This window comes from Acidovorax sp. sif1233, assembly GCF_019218755.1.
Lineage (GTDB): Bacteria > Pseudomonadota > Gammaproteobacteria > Burkholderiales > Burkholderiaceae_C > Acidovorax.
On record NZ_JAHUWZ010000001.1, the window covers coordinates 1,550,476 to 1,570,175 of the forward strand.

A 19,700-nucleotide genomic window follows, 5' to 3' on the forward strand; every position below is an offset into this window, starting at 1 on the left:
CCCACTCTTTGCGTGCATATATTTTTCGAGGTGTTCCCCAGTCGGCCAGGCTTTCATGGCCATTTTTCAGCAAAGCAATAGCAACAGGAGACAACGCATCATGAACAGCAAGACATCTACTTTCACCCGCCGCTTGGCCCTCTCGGCCGTGGGTGCCGCCGCCGCACTGGCGCTGGCCGGCCCTGCGATGGCGCAGGCCAACAAGACGGTGGTGGGCGTGGCCATTCCGTCGGCCACGCACGGCTTCACGGGCGGTATCGTGTACTGGGCCAACCAGGCCAAGAAGGACCTGGAGAAGGCCCACCCCGGCCTGCAGGTCATCGTGAAGACGGCAGGCGGCGCGCCCGAGCAGGCCAATCAGTTGCAGGACCTGGTGACGGTGAACAAGATCAACGCATTGGTCATCTTCCCGTTTGAATCGGCCGCGCTGACCAAGCCCGTGGCCCAGGTCAAGGCCAAGGGCGTCTACGTGACGGTGGTGGACCGCGGCCTGACGGACACCAGCGCACAGGACGCGTATGTGGCCGGTGACAACACGGCGTTTGGCAAGATTCCGGCCGAGTACATCGCCAAGGCGCTGAACGGCAAGGGCAACGTGGTGGCCATGCGCGGCATTGCGACCACGCTGGACAACGAGCGCATGGACGCGTTCAACGCGGTGCTGAAGAACCACCCCGACATCAAGCTGCTGGACGCCAAGTACGCCAACTGGAACCGCGACGATGCCTTCAAGGTGATGCAGGACTACCTGACGCGCTTTCCGCAGATCGACGCGGTGTGGGCGGCCGACGACGACATGGCCGTGGGCGTGCTCAAGGCCATCGAGCAGGCCAAGCGCAAGGACATCAAGCTGGTGTTCGGCGGCGCGGGTGCCAAGGGCATGATCAAGACGCTGGCCGACGGCAGCAACCCGCTGATCCAGGCCAATGTGTCGTACAGCCCCAAGTTCATTTACGACTCGATCAAGCTCACGGCCGAGGCGCGCATCAAGGGCGAGAAGCTGCCTGCGACGACGATCATTCCGTCGGTGCTCATCACCAAGGAAAACGCGAAGAGCTTCTACTTCCCAGACTCGCCATTCTGATGGTGTTTTTGAGTCAAATAGGCCTCTAGCGCTTATCCATCAAGCACAAGCAGCTATCGAAAATATAGCTGCTTGCCGCTTCGCACCTGCAACCCCACGCCCCTTGGGAGCCGCCATGCCAAGACCCGTCACCCTTTTCACCGGCCAATGGGCCGACTTGCCGCTGGCAGAACTCGCGCCGCTGGCACGCAGCATGGGCTACGACGGCCTGGAGCTGGCCTGCTGGGGCGACCATTTCAACGTGCAGGAGGCGCTGTCGACGCCCCAGTACGTCAAGGACAAACACGCACTGCTGGCCCAGCACGGCCTGCAGTGTTTTGCCATCGGCAACCACCTGGTGGGCCAGGCCGTGTGCGACCTGATCGACGAGCGCCACCAGTCCATCCTGCCGCCCTATGTGTGGGGCGACGGCGATCCCGAGGGCGTGCGCCAGCGCGCCGCCGCCGAGCTGGCCGACACGGCGCGCGCTGCCGCCAGGTTTGGCGTGAAGACGGTCACGGGCTTCACGGGCTCGTCAGTGTGGCATTCGATCTATGCCTTTCCGCCCACCACGCAGGCGTATTGGGAAAAGGGCTTTGCCGACTTCGCCAAGCGCTTCGGCCCCATCCTCGATGTGTTCGAAGCGCACGACATCAACTTTGCGCTGGAGGTGCACCCCACCGAAATCGCCTTCGACATCGCCTCGGCCGAGCGGGCGATTGCTGCGGTGGGCGGCAACAAGCGCTTCGGCTTCAACTACGACCCCAGCCACCTGGCCTACCAGGGCGTGGACTACATCAAGTTCATCCGCCAGTTCGCCGACCGCATCTACAACGCCCACATGAAGGACGTGTGGTGGGGCAAGGGCGACGGCACGGTGGGCACCTTCGGCGGGCACACCAGCTTTGGCGATGCCCGGCGCCACTGGGACTTTCGCAGCGTGGGGCGCGGGATGATCGATTTCGAATCCATCATCGTCGCGCTCAACGACATCGGCTACCAGGGCCCCCTCTCGGTGGAGTGGGAAGACAGCCGCATGGACCGCGTGCACGGCGCCACGGAGAGCGCGGCGTTCTGCAAGCGGCTCGACTTCAAGCCCGCGGCGGGCGCATTCGATGCCGTCTTTGCACGGGACAAGCAGGCCTAGCCGCGCTCCTCAAACCGACAACAACACACAGCGAGCAAAGGCTTTTTGTATGTCCAGTGAAAGAAAGCTCCGCTACGCCATGGTCGGCGGCGGCCACGGCGCCTTCATCGGTGCGGTGCACCGCAAGGCCATGGCGCTCGACGGCCAGTTCGAGCTGGTGGCGGGCGCTCTGTCATCCTCACCCGAGCGGGCCCGCGCATCCGGCGCCGAGCTGGGCCTGGCGGACGACCGCAACCACGGCAGCTGGCAGGACCTGCTGGCTGACGAGCTGCGCCGCAGCCCCGGCGAGCGCATCGACCTGGTGAGCATCGTCACCCCCAACCATGTGCACCACCCGGTGGCCCTGGCCTTTGTGCAGGCGGGCTTTCATGTGGTGTGCGACAAGCCGCTGGTGCACACCAGCGCGCAGGCCGATGAGCTGGTGGCGGCGGTGAAGAAGGCCGGCACCGTGTTCGGCGTGACCTACAACTACACCGGCTACCCCATGGTGCGCGAGGCCCGCCACCTGGTGCAGAGCGGCGCCCTGGGCACGCTGCGCAAGGTCACCGTGGAATACAACCAGGGCTGGCTGGCCACGGCGGTGGAGCAGGGCGGCGGCAACAAGCAGGCCGACTGGCGGCTGGACCCCGCGCGCAGCGGCGCGGTGGGCACCATGGGCGACATCGGATCGCACGCCGAGAACCTGGCCGCCACCGTCACCGGCCAGCGGCCGGAGGCGCTGTGCGCCGACCTCACCACCTTCGGCGCCGGCCGCCGGCTGGACGACGATGCACAGCTGCTGCTGCGCTATGCGGGCGGCGCACGCGGCGTGATCGTCGCGTCGCAGGTGGCGGCGGGGCTGGAGAACGATGTGCGCCTGCAGGTGTCCGGCACGCTGGGCACGCTGGTGTGGCGGCAGGAGGACCCGAACCACCTGGTGCATTCGCCGGTGGACGGGCCGCGCCGCATCCTCACGCGCGGCTCGCCCTGGCTGAGCGAATCGGCGTTGCGCGCGGGGCGCATTCCGGCCGGGCACCCGGAGGCTTTCATCGAGGCCTTTGCCAACGTCTACCTGGGCGTGGCGGCGGACATCCGCGCCCGGGCGTCAGGCAGAACCGCCAGCGCGCTGGAGGCCGACTACCCGCGCGTGGAAGACGGGGCCGAGGGCGTGCGCTTCATCGAGAAGGTGGTGGAGTCCGCCGCGAGCGAGCGCAAGTGGACGGCGCTGGCAGGGTAGGCGGGCGGGCCGGTGGAGGGGGATGGCACAGGGCAGAATCACCCGATGACCTCCGAGAAAGACAAGATGATCTCCGGCGCGCCATACATGGCCGCCGACCCGCAGCTGGTGGCCGACCGCCTGCGCGCCCGCCAGTTGTGCCACGCCATCCACCACGCGCCTGCGGCGGATGCTGCCGCGCTGCAAGCCCTGCAGGCGCAGCTGCTGCCGGGCCAGCCCGGCAGCGTGCAGATCACGCCACCGTTTCATTGCGACTACGGCTACAACATTTTTCTGGGTGAAGGCGTGTACTTCAACTTCAACTGCGTGGTGCTCGACGGCGCGCCGGTGCGCATCGGGGCCCGCACGCTGTGCGCGCCGGGCGTGCAGATCTACACCGCCTCGCACCCCTTGTCGCCCGAAGAGCGCGCGACCGGCGTCGAGCTGTGCCTGCCCGTGACCATCGGCGAGGACGTGTGGATTGGCGGCGGCGCGATCATCTGCCCCGGCGTGACGATTGGCGATGGTGCGGTGATCGGCGCGGGCAGCGTGGTCACCCGCGACGTGCCGGCGCGGGTGCTGGCGGCGGGCAACCCGTGCCGGGTGGTGCGGCCGCTCGACCCGCTGGTGGCCTGAGGCGACCCGGCGAACCCGTGCGGTCGCCCGCACGGCGGCTTACTGGGCGTTGGCCAGCTGGAACCGCTGGTCGAAGTTCATCTTGCCCAGCACGCGCAGCGCGGCGGTGCGCGTGGCGGCATCGACCTTGCTGATGTCCAGGCTGTAGCGCCTGGCGGTGGACACCACGTCCACGCACTTGTGCCCCCATTGCACGGCCACCAGCAGGGTGGCGCGCTGGCCCGCCTCCACGCCGCCCACGGAGACGCCGCGCTGTTCGGGCCGCAGCATGAATTCCAGGTGGGGCGTGCGCGTGAGCGTGAGGCGGCTGGCTCCCACGGGGCCCAGCGCGAACGAGACGACCCAGTCGTCTTCATCTTCCACGGTCAGGAACGGGACATGCTGGGGTGCTGCCATGGTGGGCGTCGGGTGGGGTGGAAAAGGCCTCGCGGGGCCAGGCTGGTAGCGCTGCCCCGGTTGCGGACGGCCGCCAGTATGCCGTTGCAAGAGCTGTGCCGAGGGCGGGAGAACCCGAGGTTGGGCCTTTCCAACGCGGCGGCGGCATGTCAGTTTGCTGCAAGCAAGGGCATGCGCCGCAAGGCGGGTGCCCTGGAGGCCAGGGAACCCCGGGGAAGGGGAGTTTTTGGAGAAACTGACCGCAAGCGCCTGATGTGTAAGCGCTGGCAGCTACTGTTTTGATAGCTTCTTGGGAGCGGACGCCTCTCGTGCCATCGCCGAGGCCAGGGCGCCCACGGTAGCCAGGGCGGCTTCAAAGCGGCTTTGCGCGGGGTGCCCGTAGTTGATGCGCACACAGTTCGCAAAGCGCCGGTCCGCCGAAAAGATCTGTCCTGGTGCCAGGCTGATGCCCTGCTGCAGTGCCTGGCGGTGCAGTTGCAGGGCATCGACCTGCGGGGGCAGCTCCACCCACAGGAAGTACCCGCCCTCGGGCTGCGCGACCCGCGTACCCGGTGGGAAATGCCGGGCCACCGCCGCCAGCGCCGTCGCCTGCTGCTGCGCCAGGCTGCGGCGCAGCTGGCGCAGGTGCCGGTCGTAGCCGCCCTGGGCCAGGTACTCGGACAACGCCTGCTGCGACGGCGTGGCGGCCGAGAGCGTGGTCATGAGCTTGAGGCGCTGCACCGCCGTGACAAAGCGGCCCGCCGCCACCCAGCCCACGCGGTAGCCGGGTGCCAGGCTTTTGCTGAACGAGCTGCAGTGCATCACCAGGCCTTCGCCGTCAAAGGCCTTGGCCGGGGGCGGGCGGTGGGGGGCGAAGTGCAGTTCGCCATACACGTCGTCCTCGATCAGCGGGATCTGGTGGCGCGCGAGCAGGGCCACGAGTTCGCGCTTCTTGTCCTCGGGCATCAGGCTGCCCAGCGGGTTCTGGAAGCTGGGCATCAGCCAGCAGGCCTTGACGGGCTGGTGCGGGGGCTGGCGCGCCAGGGCTTCGGCCAGCGCGGTCAGGTCGATGCCGTCGCGCGGGTGGGTGGCCACCTCCAGCGCCTGCAGGTTCAGACGCTCCAGCGCCTGCAGCGCGGCGTAGAAGGTGGGCGATTCGACCACCACGACGTCGCCGGGGCGGGTGACGGCCTCCAGGCAGAGGTTGAGCGCCTCCATCGCGCCGTTGGTGATGATGATCTCCTGCGCGTCCACGGCCATGCCGTGCAGGCCGTAGCGCAGCGCGATCTGCTGGCGCAGGCGCTCGTCGCCGGGCGGCAGGCTTTGCACGATGCTCCAGGGGTCGAGCTTGCGCATGCCGCTGCCCAGGCAGCGCGCCAGGCGCTCCAGCGGAAACAGCTCCAGCCCCGGGAAGGCCGAGCCCAGGGGCACCAGGTCGCGGTCGCGCGCCAGGCCCAGCACCTCGGACACCAGGTCGCTGATGGCCACGCCGGTGGAGGTGTTCGCCGGCTGCGAGGGCAGGGGCTCGGCGGGCCGGGACTCGGCGGCCGGCAGCCGGGCGCTCACGTAGTAGCCCGAGCGCGGGCGCGCATGGATCAGGCCCTGGGCCTCCAGCAGGTAGTACGCCTCGAACACGGTGGACGGGCTGATGCCGCGCGTGCGGCTGGCCTCGCGCACCGAGGGCACGCGGTCGCCCGGGCGCAGCGCGCCGCTGTGGATGAGCTGGGCAATGGCGTCGGCGTGGCGTTCGTAGCGTTTCATGGGGGCTGGGGTTGATCCAGGGCAAACTGATCTGTATTTTTAACTAGAAACTGAATCTGTACTGTTTTTGGGGCGGGGCGTAGAGTGGCGGCATGTGCTGGTGTCCGTCGCGATGTGTGCGGGCCGGCCGCTTCCCTACTGACAAAAACCCCATGATCGATTGCCTGCGCAGCCTGCTGCGCCCTGTTTCCCGCCTCGCCGGCGCCTCTGCCGCGATGGCGCTGGCGTGGAGTGCTGGCGCCTGGGCCCAGCCCGTGCCTAGCCCTGCGGCGGCTGCGGCGGCCCCGTCCGCCACGGTGTCCGCGTCGTCGATGTCCTCGCGCGTGCTGGCCTGCACGGCCTGCCACGGCAAGGAAGGCCGTGCCACGCCCGACGGCTACTTTCCGCGCATCGCCGGCAAGCCGGCGGGCTACCTGGCCAACCAGCTGCTCAACTTCCGCGACGGGCGGCGCAGCTATCCGCAGATGACCTACCTCATCGAGCACCTGACGGACGACTACCTGCGTGAAATGGCCGAGCACTTTGCCGCGCAGGACCTGCCGTACCCGCCGCCGCCCGCACCCCAGGCGCCGGCCGCCGCGCTGGAGCAGGGGCGCCAGCTGGTGCAGCAGGGCGATGCCGCGCGCCGCATTCCGGCCTGCGTGTCGTGCCACGGCAGCGCCATGACGGGCGTGGCGCCGTCCATCCCGGGCCTGCTGGGCCTGCCGCGCGACTACCTCAACAGCCAGCTGGGCGCCTGGAAGACCGGCCAGCGCCGCGCGCATGCGCCCGACTGCATGGCCGACATCGCCCGCCAGCTCACGCCCGACGACGTGAGCGCCGTGTCCGCCTGGCTGGCCGCCCAGCCCGTGGCAGGGGGCGGCAAACCCGCCCGCACGCTGCCCGCCCCCATGCCCGCCCGCTGCGGCGGCGTGGCCGAGGTGCCCGTGGCGGCCGCTTCCGGCGCGGCGCGCTGAGAGGGATGTCATCCATGAAACGCATCCTCTGGACGATTTCTTCCGTGCTGGCCGCCCTGGGCATCACGGCCGCCGCACTGGTCACCCTGAACCTGCGCGGCGAAGAGCCGCTGCCCGGCGCCGAGACGCTGCAGGGCACGCCCGCGCTGGTGGCGCGCGGCGAGTACCTGGCCCGTGTCGGCAACTGCATGGCCTGCCACACCACCCAGGGCGGCGCGCCGTTCGCGGGCGGGCGCGGCATCGAGACGCCGTTTGGCGTGGTGCACAGCTCCAACCTCACGCCCGACAAGGCGCAGGGCATCGGCAGCTGGACCTCGGCCGAGTTCTGGCGCGCCATGCACCATGGCCGCAGCAAGGACGGGCGCCTGCTGTACCCCGCCTTCCCGTACCCCAACTACACCCAGGTCACGCGCGAGGATTCCGATGCCATCTTTGCCTATCTGCAAAGCGTGCCCGCCGCCGCCGAAGCCAACCGGGCGCATGCGCTGCGTTTCCCGTACAACACGCAGGCGGCGCTGGGCGTGTGGCGCGCGCTGTTTTTCACCCCGGGCACACCCCGGCCCGAGCCCGCACAGACGGCCGAGTACAACCGGGGCGCCTACCTGGTCAACGGCCTGGGCCATTGCACCGCCTGCCACACGCCACGCAACGCGCTGGGCGCCACCACGGATGCCAAGGCCTTCACCGGCGGGCTGATTCCCGTGCAGAACTGGTATGCCCCCGCGCTCAACGCGGCGGCCGAGGCGGGCGTCAAGGAATGGCCCGCCGAGGACGTGGTGGCCTTGCTCCAAACCGGGGTGGCCCCGCACGGCTCGGTGCTGGGCCCCATGGCCGAGGTGGTGTTCCGCAGCACGCAGTACCTGACCGATGCCGACGCGCGCGCCATGGCGGTATACCTGCAGGCCTTGCCGCAGCAGGGCGGCCCCGCGCCCGCAACGCCGCCCGCGCCGCCCTCCGCGGCCATGTCCCGGGGCGCGAAGGTGTATGAGCAGCAGTGCGCGCAATGCCATGGCGACGCGGGGCAGGGCGAGCCTGGGGCGTTCTCCGCTCTGGCCGGCAACCGCGCGGTCACGCTGGCCGATCCCACCAACCTGGTGCGCGTGGTGCTGCAGGGCGGCTACCTGCCCGCCACCGCCGGCAACCCACGTCCGCACGGCATGCCCCCGTTCCAGCAGACCCTGTCGGACGAGGAAGTGGCGGCGGTCGCCACCTTCGTGCGCAACAGCTGGGGCAACCAGGCGCCCGGTGTGGGTACCATCGAGGTCTACCGCGCCCGCGAGCGGCGCGGCATGTAGACCCAGACCCGGCCCCCGGGAGGGCCTCTGCGCACGGCCGCAGGGCTCCCCGGCCGGGATGACCCAGGAGTTACGCTGATGGAAAGTCCGGCCGTGTTGCCCGATCCCGCCTCAGGGGCGTCCCCGCAGGCCGCCGCTGGCGGCTGGTGGGCTGTATGCCTGTGCGCGGGCTGGTGCGGCACCTGCCGCGACTACCGCCCCCTGTTCGACGAACTGGCCCGGGCGAACCCCGGGGTGCGGTTCGAATGGGTGGACATCGAGGACGAGTCCGAGATCGCGGGGGACCTGGATGTGGAGACTTTTCCCACATTGCTGATCGGCCGCGGCACCAGCGCGCTTTTTCTGGGGCCGCTGCTGCCGCAGGCGCCAGTGCTGGCCCGGTTGCTGGGCAGCCTGCAGGCGGGCGCGCGCAATGCCTCGGCGGCCGGTGGCGAGGCGCAGGGCGTGTTCGAGCGCGTGCGCGCGGCGCGCGGCGCCCAGGACGACTAGGACGACGAGGACAAATCGGCTGGGCGGGCGGGGCGCAGCAGCGCACCTTTCTGCCGGAAACGCCGCTGGCCGCGCAGGCGCCGGATTTTTGTGCCGGCGGGGCCCCTGCCGGCGGGTTCAGAAGGCAGTTTGACCACAGTCCATCTTTGCAAATCAAGGCGTTACACGCTACAATATGAATCTCACGACCAAACGGGCGGGTACCAACCGCCCGTTTTTTTTGGTCGAATGCTTTTGGAGCTCGAAGCTGTCGGGGAAGGTCTCCGGGGGTTATCGGGTTTTTTGTTTTGGACTTACGCAAACAAGGGCGCACAGGAAGTGCTCCCACCATGGGGTCGGCGACTCGCCGGATCCCGATTTGCGTCAGTCGTGTTGTTTTCCGGGATTGAACTGAACACGTGGCATTACAGCAAGTCGTTGAACAAATTGTGACGGGCCTGGGATATGACCTGGTGGAGATCGAACGCTCTGCCGGTGGTCTGCTGCGCATCACCATTGACTTGCCCTGGGTGCAGCCGCCCGCCGACGCGCCGGTCCCGGCGCTGGATCAGTTTGTCACCGTCGAAGACTGCGAAAAGGTCACGCGCCAGCTGCAATTTGCGCTGGAGGTCGATGGCGTCGAGTACAAGCGCCTGGAAGTGTCTTCCCCCGGTATCGACCGCCCCTTGCGTCACGAGCAGGACTTCGTGCGCTTCGAGGGCTCGGTCATCGACATCACCCTGAAGGCGCCCATCGGCGCCGCAGCGGCGGGGCAGGTCAATGCCACCCGCAAGAAATTTCGCGGCACGCTGGAGCGGGCCGAAGCTGGAGGCTGGCAGATCGTCTGGAGCGACGAGCCGCCGGTCAAGCCGGGCCAGAAGGTGAGCAAGAAACGCGTTCCGGCGCCGCTGCAGGCGCTGGGTTTTACCCTGGATGAGGTGCGGGACGTCCGTCTGGCGCCCATCGTGGATTTCAAGGGGCGTGGAGGCAAGGCCGGGCCGGCGTCCGCCTGAGTGGCTGAATGAATTGGGGTGGGTGGCCGCAGCGCGCGGACCCTGCCCTCGGGTGATTGAAACAGGAGAGTCGTCGCATGAATCGCGAATTGTTGATGTTGGTTGAGGCCATTTCGCGCGAAAAGAACGTTGAGCGTGATGTGGTCTTGGGCGCCGTGGAGTCGGCCTTGGCCCAGGCTACCAAGAAGCTGTACCAGGGCGAGGTGGACATTCGCGTGTCCGTCGATCGCGACAGCGGCAACTATGAGACTTTCCGCCGCTGGCTGGTCGTGCCCGATGACGCGGGCCTGCAGAATCCCGAAGCCGAAGAGCTGCTGATGGATGCGAAGGACCGCATTCCCGACATCGAAGTCGGCGAGTACATCGAAGAGGGTGTCGAGTCCGTGCCGATCGGCCGCATCGGCGCCATGGCCGCCAAGCAGGTCATCCTGCAGAAGATCCGTGACGCCGAGCGCGAAATGCTGCTCAACGACTTCATGTCGCGCGGCGAGCGCATCTTCACCGGCACCGTCAAGCGCATGGACAAGGGCGACATCATTGTCGAGTCCGGCCGTGTGGAAGGCCGCCTGCGCCGCAGCGAGATGATCCCCAAGGAAAACCTGCGCAGCGGCGACCGCGTGCGGGCCATGATCATGGAAGTGGACCTGACCCTGCGCGGCGCGCCCATCATCCTGTCGCGCTCGGCCCCCGAGTTCATGATCGAGCTCTTCCGCCAGGAAGTGCCCGAGATCGAGCAGGGCCTGCTGGAGATCAAGTCCTGCGCCCGCGACCCCGGCTCGCGTGCCAAGATCGCCGTGCTGTCGCACGACAAGCGCGTGGACCCCATCGGCACCTGCGTCGGCGTGCGCGGCACCCGTGTGAACGCGGTGACCAACGAACTCGCCGGCGAGCGCGTGGACATCGTGCTGTGGTCAGAAGACCCCGCCCAGTTCGTGATCGGCGCGCTGGCACCGGCCAACGTGTCCTCCATCGTGGTCGATGAGGAAAAGCACGCCATGGATGTCGTGGTGGACGAGGAAAACCTCGCCATCGCCATCGGCCGCGGCGGCCAGAACGTGCGCCTGGCGTCCGATCTGACCGGCTGGAAGATCAACATCATGGACGCCGCCGAAAGCGCGCAGAAGCAGGCCAACGAGACCGACACGGCCCGCAAGCTGTTCATGGAAAAGCTGGATGTGGACGAGGAAATCGCCGACATCCTGATCTCCGAAGGCTTCAACAGCCTGGAAGAAGTGGCCTATGTGCCGCTGCAGGAAATGCTGGAGATCGAAAGCTTCGACGAAGACACCGTCAACGAGCTGCGCGCCCGCGCCAAGGATGCGCTGCTCACGATGGAAATCGCCCGCGAGGAAAGCGTGGAAGAGGTCTCCCAGGACCTGCGCGACCTCGAAGGCCTCACCCCCGAGCTGATTGCCAAGTTGGCTGAAGGCGGTGTGCATACACGTGACGACCTGGCCGATCTGGCCATTGATGAACTGACCGACCTGACCGGACAGTCTGAAGAAGAAGCCAAAGCCTTGATCATGAAGGCGCGCGAACACTGGTTCGCGGGGCAAGAGTAAAGGTCAGGGAGGCACGAACCACATATGTCCAGTAATACTGTCGCCGAGTTTGCAACCGAACTCAAAAAATCGCCTGAAACCCTGCTCGACCAGCTCAAGGCTGCCGGCGTGGGCAAGGCTGCCCCCTCCGACGCGTTGACCGAGTCGGACAAGCAAAAGCTGCTTGCCTATCTGCAGGCCAGCCATGGCACGGCTTCGGCTGACCGCAAGAAGATCACGCTGGTGAAGAAGTCCACCAGCGAGATCAAGCAGGCCGATGCCACGGGCAAGGCCCGCACGATCCAGGTGGAAGTGCGCAAGAAGCGCACGTTCATCCAGCGCGACGAAGGTGCCGAGGCGTCTGCCGAAACCCATGCGCCCGTGGCGGCGCAGGAGGCCGCTGTTTCCAGCGAGGATCTCGAGCTGTCCCGCCGCGAGGAAGAAGCGCGCCGCCAGGCCGAGCTGATCCGCCGCCAGGAGGCGGAGCTGGCCGAGAAGCGCGCTGAACGCGAAGCCCGTGAAAAGCGCGAACGCGAAGCCGAGGAGCGTGCTGCCGCCTACGCTGCGCAGGAAGCCGAAAAGAAGGCCCAGGCCTCTGCCGTCAAGCAGGAAGCGACCCGCGAGCAGGCCGCTGAAACCGCTGCGCGCAGCGCCGCCCAGGCCGAAGCGCGCGAAAAGGCTGCTGCCGAGTCCAAGGCCCGCTCCGACGAGGAAGCCGCGCGTGCGGCCGATCTGGATGCCCGCCGCCGCAAGGCCGAAGCCGAGGCCGCGGCCATTCGCTCCATGATGGCCACGCCCAAGAAGGCGGTCATGGTGGCCAAGAAGCCCGAGGAACCCAAGCCCGTGGCCAAGCCCGCCGCGGTGGGCGATGCCAAGAAGGGCACGCTGCACAAGCCGGCCGTGGGCACGGGTGTGGCGCGTGCGGGGGCTCCGGCCGCCGCCGGCGCAGGCGCGCCCGGCGCCGGCAAGGAAGTGAAGTCGGCCAAGCTGTCCTCCAGCTGGGCCAATGACACCGCCAAGAAGAAGGAAATCAAGACCCGCGGCGACAGCAGCGGCGGTGTCGGCCGCAACAACTGGCGTGGTGGCCCGCGTGGCCGCCGTGGTGATAACCGCGACCATCGCGACGACCACCAGCAGTCCGCACCGGTCGAGGCGCGCATCATTGAAGTGCATGTGCCCGAGACCATCACGGTGGCAGAGCTGGCCCACAAGATGTCGATCAAGGCGTCCGAAGTGATCAAGGCGCTGATGAAGATGGGCCAGATGGTCACCATCAACCAGCCGCTGGACCAGGACACCGCCATGATCGTGGTGGAAGAGCTGGGCCACAAGGCGGTGGTGGCGGCGCTGGACGATCCGGAAGCCTTCACCGACGACGATTCGACGCAGCAGAACGCAGAGCTGTTGCCGCGCGCCCCGGTCGTGACCGTCATGGGCCACGTCGACCACGGCAAGACCTCGCTGCTGGACTACATCCGCCGCGCCAAGGTCGCTGCGGGCGAAGCCGGCGGCATCACGCAGCACATTGGTGCCTACCACGTGGAAACACCGCGCGGCATGGTGTCGTTCCTCGACACCCCGGGTCACGAGGCCTTCACGGCCATGCGTGCCCGCGGTGCCCAGGCCACGGACATCGTGATCCTGGTGGTGGCGGCCGATGACGGCGTCATGCCCCAGACCAAGGAAGCCATCAAGCACGCCAAGGCGGCTGGTGTTCCTATCGTGGTGGCCATCACCAAGGCCGACAAGCCCGATGCCAACCCAGACCGCGTCAAGCAGGAGCTGGTGGTCGAAGAGGTGGTGCCGGAAGAATACGGTGGCGATTCGCCGTTCGTGCCCGTGTCTTCCAAGACCGGCATGGGCATCGACACGCTGCTCGAGCAGGTGCTGCTGCAGGCCGAAGTGCTGGAACTCAAGGCGCCGGTGGATTCGCTGGCCAAGGGCCTCGTGATCGAAGCGCAGCTCGACAAGGGCCGCGGCCCCGTGGCGACCGTGCTGGTGCAGTCCGGTACCCTCAAGGTGGGCGACATCGTGCTGGCAGGCCAGACCTATGGCCGCGTGCGCGCCATGCTGGACGAAAACGGCAAGGTGGCCAAGACGGCGGGTCCGTCGATCCCGGTGGAAATCCAGGGCCTGACGGAAGTGCCGCAGGCCGGCGACGAATTCATGGTGCTCACGGACGAACGCCGTGCCCGCGAAATCGCCACCTACCGTGCCGGCAAGTTCCGCAACACCAAGCTGGCCAAGCAGCAGGCTGCGAAGCTGGAGAACATGTTCGCCGACATGACGGCAGGCGAAGTGAAGATGCTGCCCATCATCGTCAAGGCCGATGTGCAGGGTTCGCAGGAAGCGCTGGCGCAGTCGCTGCTCAAGCTGTCGACCGACGAAGTCAAGGTGCAACTGGTGTACGCCGCAGTGGGCGCCATCAGCGAGTCGGATATCAACCTGGCGATCGCCTCCAAGGCCATCGTGATCGGCTTCAACGTGCGGGCTGATGCCGGTGCGCGCAAGCTGGCCGAGGGCAATGGCGTCGATCTGCACTACTACAGCATCATTTACGACGCTGTGGACGAGCTGCGCGTGGCCATGTCCGGCATGCTGGCCCCCGAGCAGCGCGAGGAGATCATCGGCACGGCCGAGATCCGCACGGTGTTCGTGGCCACCAAGATCGGCACGATTGCCGGTTCGTACATCACCTCGGGCATGGTCCATCGCAACGCACGCTTCCGCCTGCTGCGCGACAACGTGGTGGTCTACACGGGCGAAGTCGATTCGATCAAGCGCCTCAAGGACGATGTCAAGGATGTCAAGGAAGGCTTCGAGTGCGGTATCAAGCTCAAGAACTACAACGACATCAAGGAAGGCGATCAACTCGAATTCTTTGACATCAAGGAAATCGCGCGGACGCTGTAAGGCATCGGTGACGACGACATGGCTGCGAAGAAATCTTCCACCCCCAACCGCGCCTTCAAGGTCGCCGACCAGATCCAGCGCGATCTGACGGAGCTGATCGCGCGCGAGTTGAAAGACCCGCGCGTGGGCATGGTGACGCTGCAGGGCGTGGAGGTGACTCCGGACTACGCCCATGCCAAGGTGTTCTTCAGCCTGCTGACGGGCGACCCTGTGGAGACACAGGCGGCGCTCAACCAGGCTGCGGGTTTCCTGCGCAACGGCTTGTTCAAGCGCCTGCACATCCACACGGTGCCCACGCTGCACTTCGTGTTCGACCGCACCTCCGAGCGGGCGGCCGACATGAATGCCTTGATTGCCAAGGCTGTCTCTTCCCGCGCAAAAGAGGATTAGCCATGCAGCCAGCGCCACGCACCAGGGTGCAGCGGCGCCCTGTGCATGGGGTGTTGCTGCTCGACAAACCGCTCGGCCTTTCGAGCAACGACGCCTTGCAAAAGGCGAAATGGCTCCTGCGCGCCGAAAAGGCGGGCCATACCGGCACGCTCGACCCGTTGGCCACCGGCGTGCTGCCCCTGTGTTTTGGCGCGGCCACCAAGTTCAGCCAGCTGCAGCTCGACGCGCCCAAGACCTATGAGGCCCTGGCGCTGCTGGGAGCGACGACGACGACCGGCGATGCCGAGGGCGATGTGGTGCAGCGCTGCGATGTCGACCCTGCCCAGCTCACCCCTGAGCGTCTGGCGGCGGTGCAGCAGCAGTTCACCGGCCCCATCCGCCAGGTGCCGCCCATGCACAGCGCGCTCAAGAAGGATGGCAAGGCGCTGTATGAATACGCCCGTGCGGGCATCACCGTGGAGCGCGAGGCGCGCGACGTGGTCATTCACGCACTGAAATTGACGCTGGTCCAGACAGATCAAGCGCAAAGCGCTATCAAAATAGTAGTGACCTGCAGCAAAGGCACCTACATCCGTACCCTGGGGGAAGACATTGGCGCCGCCCTGGGCTGCGGGGCGCACCTGACCTTTCTGCGCCGCATCGATACCGGTGGGATCGGCGTGGAGCGCTGCGTCACGCTGGCACAGCTGGAAGCCATGCCCGAGGCCGAACGGCTGGCCAGCCTGGAAGCTCCCGAGTCGCTGCTGGCGCAACACGTGCATGTCACGCTGGACGGTGAGAATGCAGCCCGATTCCTGTCGGGCGTGCGTCGCCGTGGCAACTGGCCCGATGCCAGTGCCGTGGCGGTGTTTGGCGAGAATCCCCTGGCGCTGCTGGGGGTGGGCCACATCGTGGGCGGGGAGCTGGTGCCGGACAGGCTCCTGAGTCCGCTGGAAATTCAACAAATTTTGGAAAGCACGCCGCATTCCGCGTCCATGGCGCACAGCGGCATATTGGAAAAACTATGACTAAACAAATCCGCAATATCGCCATCATTGCCCACGTTGACCATGGCAAAACCACCATGGTCGACCAGCTGCTGCGCCAGTCCGGCACCTTCGCCGACCACGAAAAGGTCGTCGATACCGTGATGGACAACAACGCCATCGAAAAAGAGCGCGGCATCACCATCCTGGCCAAGAACTGCGCCGTGAGCTGGAAGGGCACGCACATCAACATCGTGGACACCCCCGGCCACGCGGACTTCGGCGGCGAAGTGGAACGCGCCCTGTCCATGGTGGACAGCGTGGTGCTGCTGATCGACGCGCAAGAGGGCCCCATGCCCCAGACGCGTTTCGTGACCAAGAAGGCCCTGGCCCTGGGCCTGCGCCCCATTCTGGTCGTGAACAAGGTGGACAAGCCGGGTGCCAACCCCGACAAGGTCGTGAACGCAGCGTTCGACCTGTTTGACAAGCTTGGCGCCACCGACGAGCAGCTCGACTTCCCCGTGGTGTACGCCTCGGGCATCAACGGCTGGTCGTCGCTCGAAGAAGGCGCGCCCGGTGAGCAGTGGGGCCCCGACATGTCGGCCCTGTTCGACACCATCCTCAGCCACGTGCCCCCGAACACGGGCGACCCGGCTGCCCCGCTGCAACTGCAGATCTCGGCGCTGGACTTCTCCAGCTTCGTGGGCCGCATCGGCGTGGGCCGCATCAGCCAAGGCACCTTGAAGCCCATGATGGACGTGGTCGTCATGGAAGGCCCCGACGGCAAGGCCGTCAAGGGCCGTGTGAACCAGGTGCTGACCTTCCAGGGCCTGGACCGCATGCAGACGCCCATGGCCGGCCCCGGCGACATCGTGCTGATCAACGGCATTGAAGACATCGGCATCGGCGTGACCGTGACCGACCCCGCCAATCCCGCACCGCTGCCCATGCTCAAGGTGGACGAGCCCACGCTGACCATGAATTTCTGCGTGAACACCAGCCCGCTGGCCGGCCGCGAAGGCAAGTTCGTGACCAGCCGCCAGATCTGGGACCGCCTGCAAAAGGAACTGCAGCACAACGTGGCCCTGCGCGTGAGCGAGACCGACGAGGAAGGCATCTTCGAAGTGATGGGCCGGGGCGAACTGCACCTGACCATCCTCTTGGAAAACATGCGCCGTGAAGGCTACGAGCTCGCCGTGTCCAAGCCGCGCGTGGTGTTCAAGGAAATCAACGGCGAGAAGTGCGAGCCTATTGAGCTGGTGACGGCTGACATCGAAGAAGGCCACCAGGGCGGCGTGATGCAGGCCCTGGGTGAGCGCAAGGGCGAGCTGGTGAACATGGAGCCGGACGGCCGTGGCCGCGTGCGCCTGGAGTACCGCATTCCGGCGCGTGGCCTGATCGGCTTCACGAACGAATTCCTGAACCTGACGCGCGGCTCCGGCCTCATCAGCAACATCTTCGACAGCTATGAGCCGCACAAGGGCGACATCGGCGGCCGCAAGAACGGCGTGCTGATCTCGATGGACGACGGCGAGATCTTCACCTACGCCCTGGGCAAGCTGGACGACCGTGGCCGCATGTTCGTGAAGGCGAACGACCCCGTGTACGAAGGCATGATCGTCGGCATCCACAGCCGCGACAACGACCTGGTGGTGAACGCCACGCGCACCAAGCAGCTGACCAACTTCCGCGTGAGCGGCAAGGAAGACGCGATCAAGATCACGCCCCCGATCGACCTCACGCTGGAATACGGCGTGGAATTCATCGAGGACGACGAACTGGTCGAGATCACGCCCAAGTCCGTGCGCCTGCGCAAGCGCCACCTGACCGAGAACGAGCGCAAGCGCGCTTCCCGGTCCTGATAGGCTGAGCTTCCCCGGAAGGGCCACTGCTGCGCAGTGGCCTTTTTTCCGTCTGCAACCCGAACCCCATGTTGAAACTCACACATTCCCGCGCGGTGGTGCTGATGGTGGCGGTGACCCTGATGTGGTCCATCGCTGGCGTGGTCACGCGCCACCTGGAACATGCGGCGAGCTTTGAGGTGACCTTCTGGCGCAGCTTTTTCACGCTGCTGTCCCTGCTGGTCATCCTGCCGGCGCTGCAGGGCAGGGCGGTGTTTGCCTCCATGCGCCATGGTGGCCATGCGCTGTGGATCTCAGGGGTGTGCTGGAGCGTGATGTTCACGGCGTTCATGGTGGCCCTGGTGCTCATGCCGGTGGCCAATGTGCTGGTCACGATGGCCGTGGGGCCGCTGCTCACCGCGCTGTTCGCACGGGTGTTCATCGGCCACCATATCGCCCCGCGCACATGGGCTGCGATTGCCGTGGCGGGGCTGGGCATCGCGTGGATGTATGGTTCGCAGATGGCGGGCCTGCCCTTGGCGGGTACGCTGGTGGCGCTGTGCGTGCCCGTGGCGGCAGCCATCAACTGGACGGTGGTGCAACACTCGCAGCGCCACGGCCACGCGGTGGACCTGGTGCCCGCGGTGCTGGTCGGCGCGGTGATCTCGGTGGTGGCCACGCTGCCGCTGGCGCTGCCTTTTCAGGCGTCGGCCCATGACCTGGCCCTGCTGGCGCTGCTGGGCGTGGTGCAATTGGCCATTCCTTGTGTGCTGGCCGTGCGCTGTGGGCGTGTGCTCAAGGCGCCCGAGATGGCGCTGCTCGGTTTGCTCGAAGTGATCTTTGGCATCTTGCTGGCATGGCTGGGCGCGGGCGAAAAGCCCGGCACGGCAGTGCTGACGGGGGGCGCACTGGTGATCGGTGCGCTGGTTTTCAATGAACTGTTGGGTTGGAAGGAACAAAAATGACGGAGACGGTAGTGTCTGAAGTGTTGAGCGAAGTGCGTGGCCAGGTTGGCTTCATTACCCTGAACCGCCCGCGTGCGCTCAACGCGTTGTCGTTGGGCATGGTGCGTGACCTGATGGGCATCCTGCTGGCCTGGCAGAACGATGCGCGGGTGCTGGCGGTGGCGATTCGCGGCAGCAACAAGGAGGGCCCGTTCGGTGCCTTCTGCGCGGGCGGCGACATCCGCTTCCTGCACCAGGCGGGCAGCCAGGGCAACCCCCTGCTGGAAGACTTCTTCACCGAGGAATACGCGCTCAACCACCTGATCCACAACTACGGCAAGCCCTACATCGCGTTCATGGACGGCATCGTGATGGGCGGCGGCATGGGCATCAGCCAGGGGGCAGCGCTGCGGGTGGTGACCGAGCGCACCAAGATGGCGATGCCCGAGACGGCCATCGGCCTGTTCCCTGACGTGGGTGGGGGCTACTTCCTCTCGCGCTGCCCCGGCCGCGTGGGCGAGTGGCTGGCCCTCACGGGCGACACCATCGGCGCGGGTGATGCCATTGAAAACCAGTTGGCGGATGGCTGCCTGCCCTCGGACCAGCAATCCGCCGTGTGGGAGGCGCTGGGGGCCGGGGGTTTTGCGGATGGCCCTGCGGTCCGTGACTACGTTGCTTCCAAATTCATAGCTCTCAGCGCACGCCAGTCAAGCGCTAGAGCCCAGATTGACCAATATTTCTCGTTGCCCAGCGTGGGCGAGATCGTCGCTGCGCTCGAGGCGGCCGACACCGACTGGGCGCGTGCCACGGCGGCCACGCTGCGCAAGCGCTCGCCGCTGATGCTGCACGTGGTGCTCGAGCAGATCCGGCGTGCGCGCGGCATGGGCCTGGCCGACGACCTGCGCATGGAGCGCGACATGGTGCGCCACTGCTTCTTCCTGCGCCCTGGCCAGAGCGAGACGGTGGAGGGCATCCGCGCCCTGGCCGTGGACAAGGACCATGCGCCGAAGTGGAACCCCGGCCGCATCGAGGACGTGGCGCCCGCGATGGTGGCACCGTTCTTCGCCAGCCCCTGGCCCGCGCACGCGCACCCGCTGGCGGCCCTGGCCTGACCTGGATTGAACTGACCTGAACCCAGGCCGGTGCGAACGCTAGTGTCCCGAGTTGGAAGTTACTTTATGAACCGAATTTCTAACT

The 19,700-nt window shown here is 66.8% G+C and carries 17 protein-coding genes; 15 read left to right on the plus strand and 2 right to left on the minus strand.

Features of this window, described 5'->3' with window-relative positions:
• The first annotated feature begins 100 nt into the window (after positions 1–100).
• From KW843_RS07135 to KW843_RS07150, 4 genes are all read left to right on the plus strand, one after another.
• Positions 101–1,084, plus strand: coding sequence for a substrate-binding domain-containing protein (locus KW843_RS07135; protein ID WP_218294342.1), 984 nt, complete (start codon positions 101–103; stop codon positions 1,082–1,084).
• 115 nt (positions 1,085–1,199) lie between these two features.
• Positions 1,200–2,210 carry a sugar phosphate isomerase/epimerase gene (locus KW843_RS07140; RefSeq protein WP_218294343.1) on the plus strand — a complete coding sequence of 337 codons (1,011 nt, stop codon included), beginning with the start codon at positions 1,200–1,202 and terminating at the stop codon, positions 2,208–2,210.
• 49 nt (positions 2,211–2,259) lie between these two features.
• Positions 2,260–3,426 (plus strand): Gfo/Idh/MocA family protein, encoded by a 1,167-nt coding sequence (locus KW843_RS07145; protein ID WP_218294344.1) that lies wholly within the window; start codon positions 2,260–2,262, stop codon positions 3,424–3,426.
• A gap of 45 nt (positions 3,427–3,471) precedes the next feature.
• Positions 3,472–4,041 (plus strand): sugar O-acetyltransferase, encoded by a 570-nt coding sequence (locus tag KW843_RS07150; RefSeq protein ID WP_218294345.1) that lies wholly within the window; start codon positions 3,472–3,474, stop codon positions 4,039–4,041.
• A gap of 39 nt (positions 4,042–4,080) precedes the next feature.
• On the opposite strand, the gene KW843_RS07155 is transcribed toward KW843_RS07150, so the two are convergent.
• Positions 4,081–4,437, minus strand: coding sequence for a hypothetical protein (locus tag KW843_RS07155; RefSeq protein ID WP_218294346.1), 357 nt, complete (start codon positions 4,435–4,437; stop codon positions 4,081–4,083).
• Between the two features lie 270 nt (positions 4,438–4,707).
• On the minus strand, positions 4,708–6,177 hold the full coding sequence (locus tag KW843_RS07160; protein WP_218294347.1) for a PLP-dependent aminotransferase family protein: 1,470 nt from the start codon (positions 6,175–6,177) through the stop codon (positions 4,708–4,710).
• A gap of 152 nt (positions 6,178–6,329) precedes the next feature.
• On the opposite strand from KW843_RS07160, the gene KW843_RS07165 reads away from it, so the two are divergent.
• From KW843_RS07165 to KW843_RS07215, 11 genes are all read left to right on the plus strand, one after another.
• A complete protein-coding gene (locus KW843_RS07165; RefSeq protein WP_218294348.1) occupies positions 6,330–7,133 on the plus strand; it encodes a c-type cytochrome in 804 nt (267 codons plus the stop codon).
• 14 nt (positions 7,134–7,147) lie between these two features.
• Entirely contained in the window at positions 7,148–8,428 is a 1,281-nt protein-coding gene (locus KW843_RS07170) for a cytochrome c (protein WP_218294349.1), read from the plus strand.
• Between the two features lie 78 nt (positions 8,429–8,506).
• Positions 8,507–8,917 carry a thioredoxin family protein gene (locus KW843_RS07175; protein ID WP_218294350.1) on the plus strand — a complete coding sequence of 137 codons (411 nt, stop codon included), beginning with the start codon at positions 8,507–8,509 and terminating at the stop codon, positions 8,915–8,917.
• 398 nt (positions 8,918–9,315) lie between these two features.
• Complete coding sequence (gene rimP / locus KW843_RS07180; RefSeq protein ID WP_218294351.1) at positions 9,316–9,909, plus strand: ribosome maturation factor RimP; 594 nt, start codon at positions 9,316–9,318, stop codon at positions 9,907–9,909.
• A gap of 77 nt (positions 9,910–9,986) precedes the next feature.
• A complete protein-coding gene (gene nusA, locus KW843_RS07185; RefSeq protein WP_218294352.1) occupies positions 9,987–11,471 on the plus strand; it encodes a transcription termination factor NusA in 1,485 nt (494 codons plus the stop codon).
• Positions 11,472–11,495: 24 nt separating this feature from the next.
• Positions 11,496–14,363: a translation initiation factor IF-2 gene (gene infB / locus KW843_RS07190; protein WP_218294353.1), complete on the plus strand. Its 2,868-nt coding sequence runs from the start codon at positions 11,496–11,498 to the stop codon at positions 14,361–14,363.
• 18 nt (positions 14,364–14,381) lie between these two features.
• The gene (gene rbfA / locus KW843_RS07195) at positions 14,382–14,753 is read left to right on the plus strand and encodes a 30S ribosome-binding factor RbfA (RefSeq protein ID WP_008904004.1); all 372 of its coding nucleotides are present in this window, start codon (positions 14,382–14,384) and stop codon (positions 14,751–14,753) included.
• Positions 14,754–14,755: 2 nt separating this feature from the next.
• A complete protein-coding gene (gene truB, locus KW843_RS07200; protein WP_218294354.1) occupies positions 14,756–15,760 on the plus strand; it encodes a tRNA pseudouridine(55) synthase TruB in 1,005 nt (334 codons plus the stop codon).
• Complete coding sequence (gene typA, locus KW843_RS07205; RefSeq protein WP_218294355.1) at positions 15,757–17,580, plus strand: translational GTPase TypA; 1,824 nt, start codon at positions 15,757–15,759, stop codon at positions 17,578–17,580. Before truB ends, typA begins: the two co-directional genes overlap by 4 nt.
• Before the next feature lie 68 nt (positions 17,581–17,648).
• A complete protein-coding gene (locus tag KW843_RS07210) occupies positions 17,649–18,524 on the plus strand; it encodes a DMT family transporter (protein ID WP_218294356.1) in 876 nt (291 codons plus the stop codon).
• Entirely contained in the window at positions 18,521–19,615 is a 1,095-nt protein-coding gene (locus KW843_RS07215; protein ID WP_218294357.1) for an enoyl-CoA hydratase/isomerase family protein, read from the plus strand. Before KW843_RS07210 ends, KW843_RS07215 begins: the two co-directional genes overlap by 4 nt.
• Positions 19,616–19,700 lie beyond the last annotated feature (85 nt).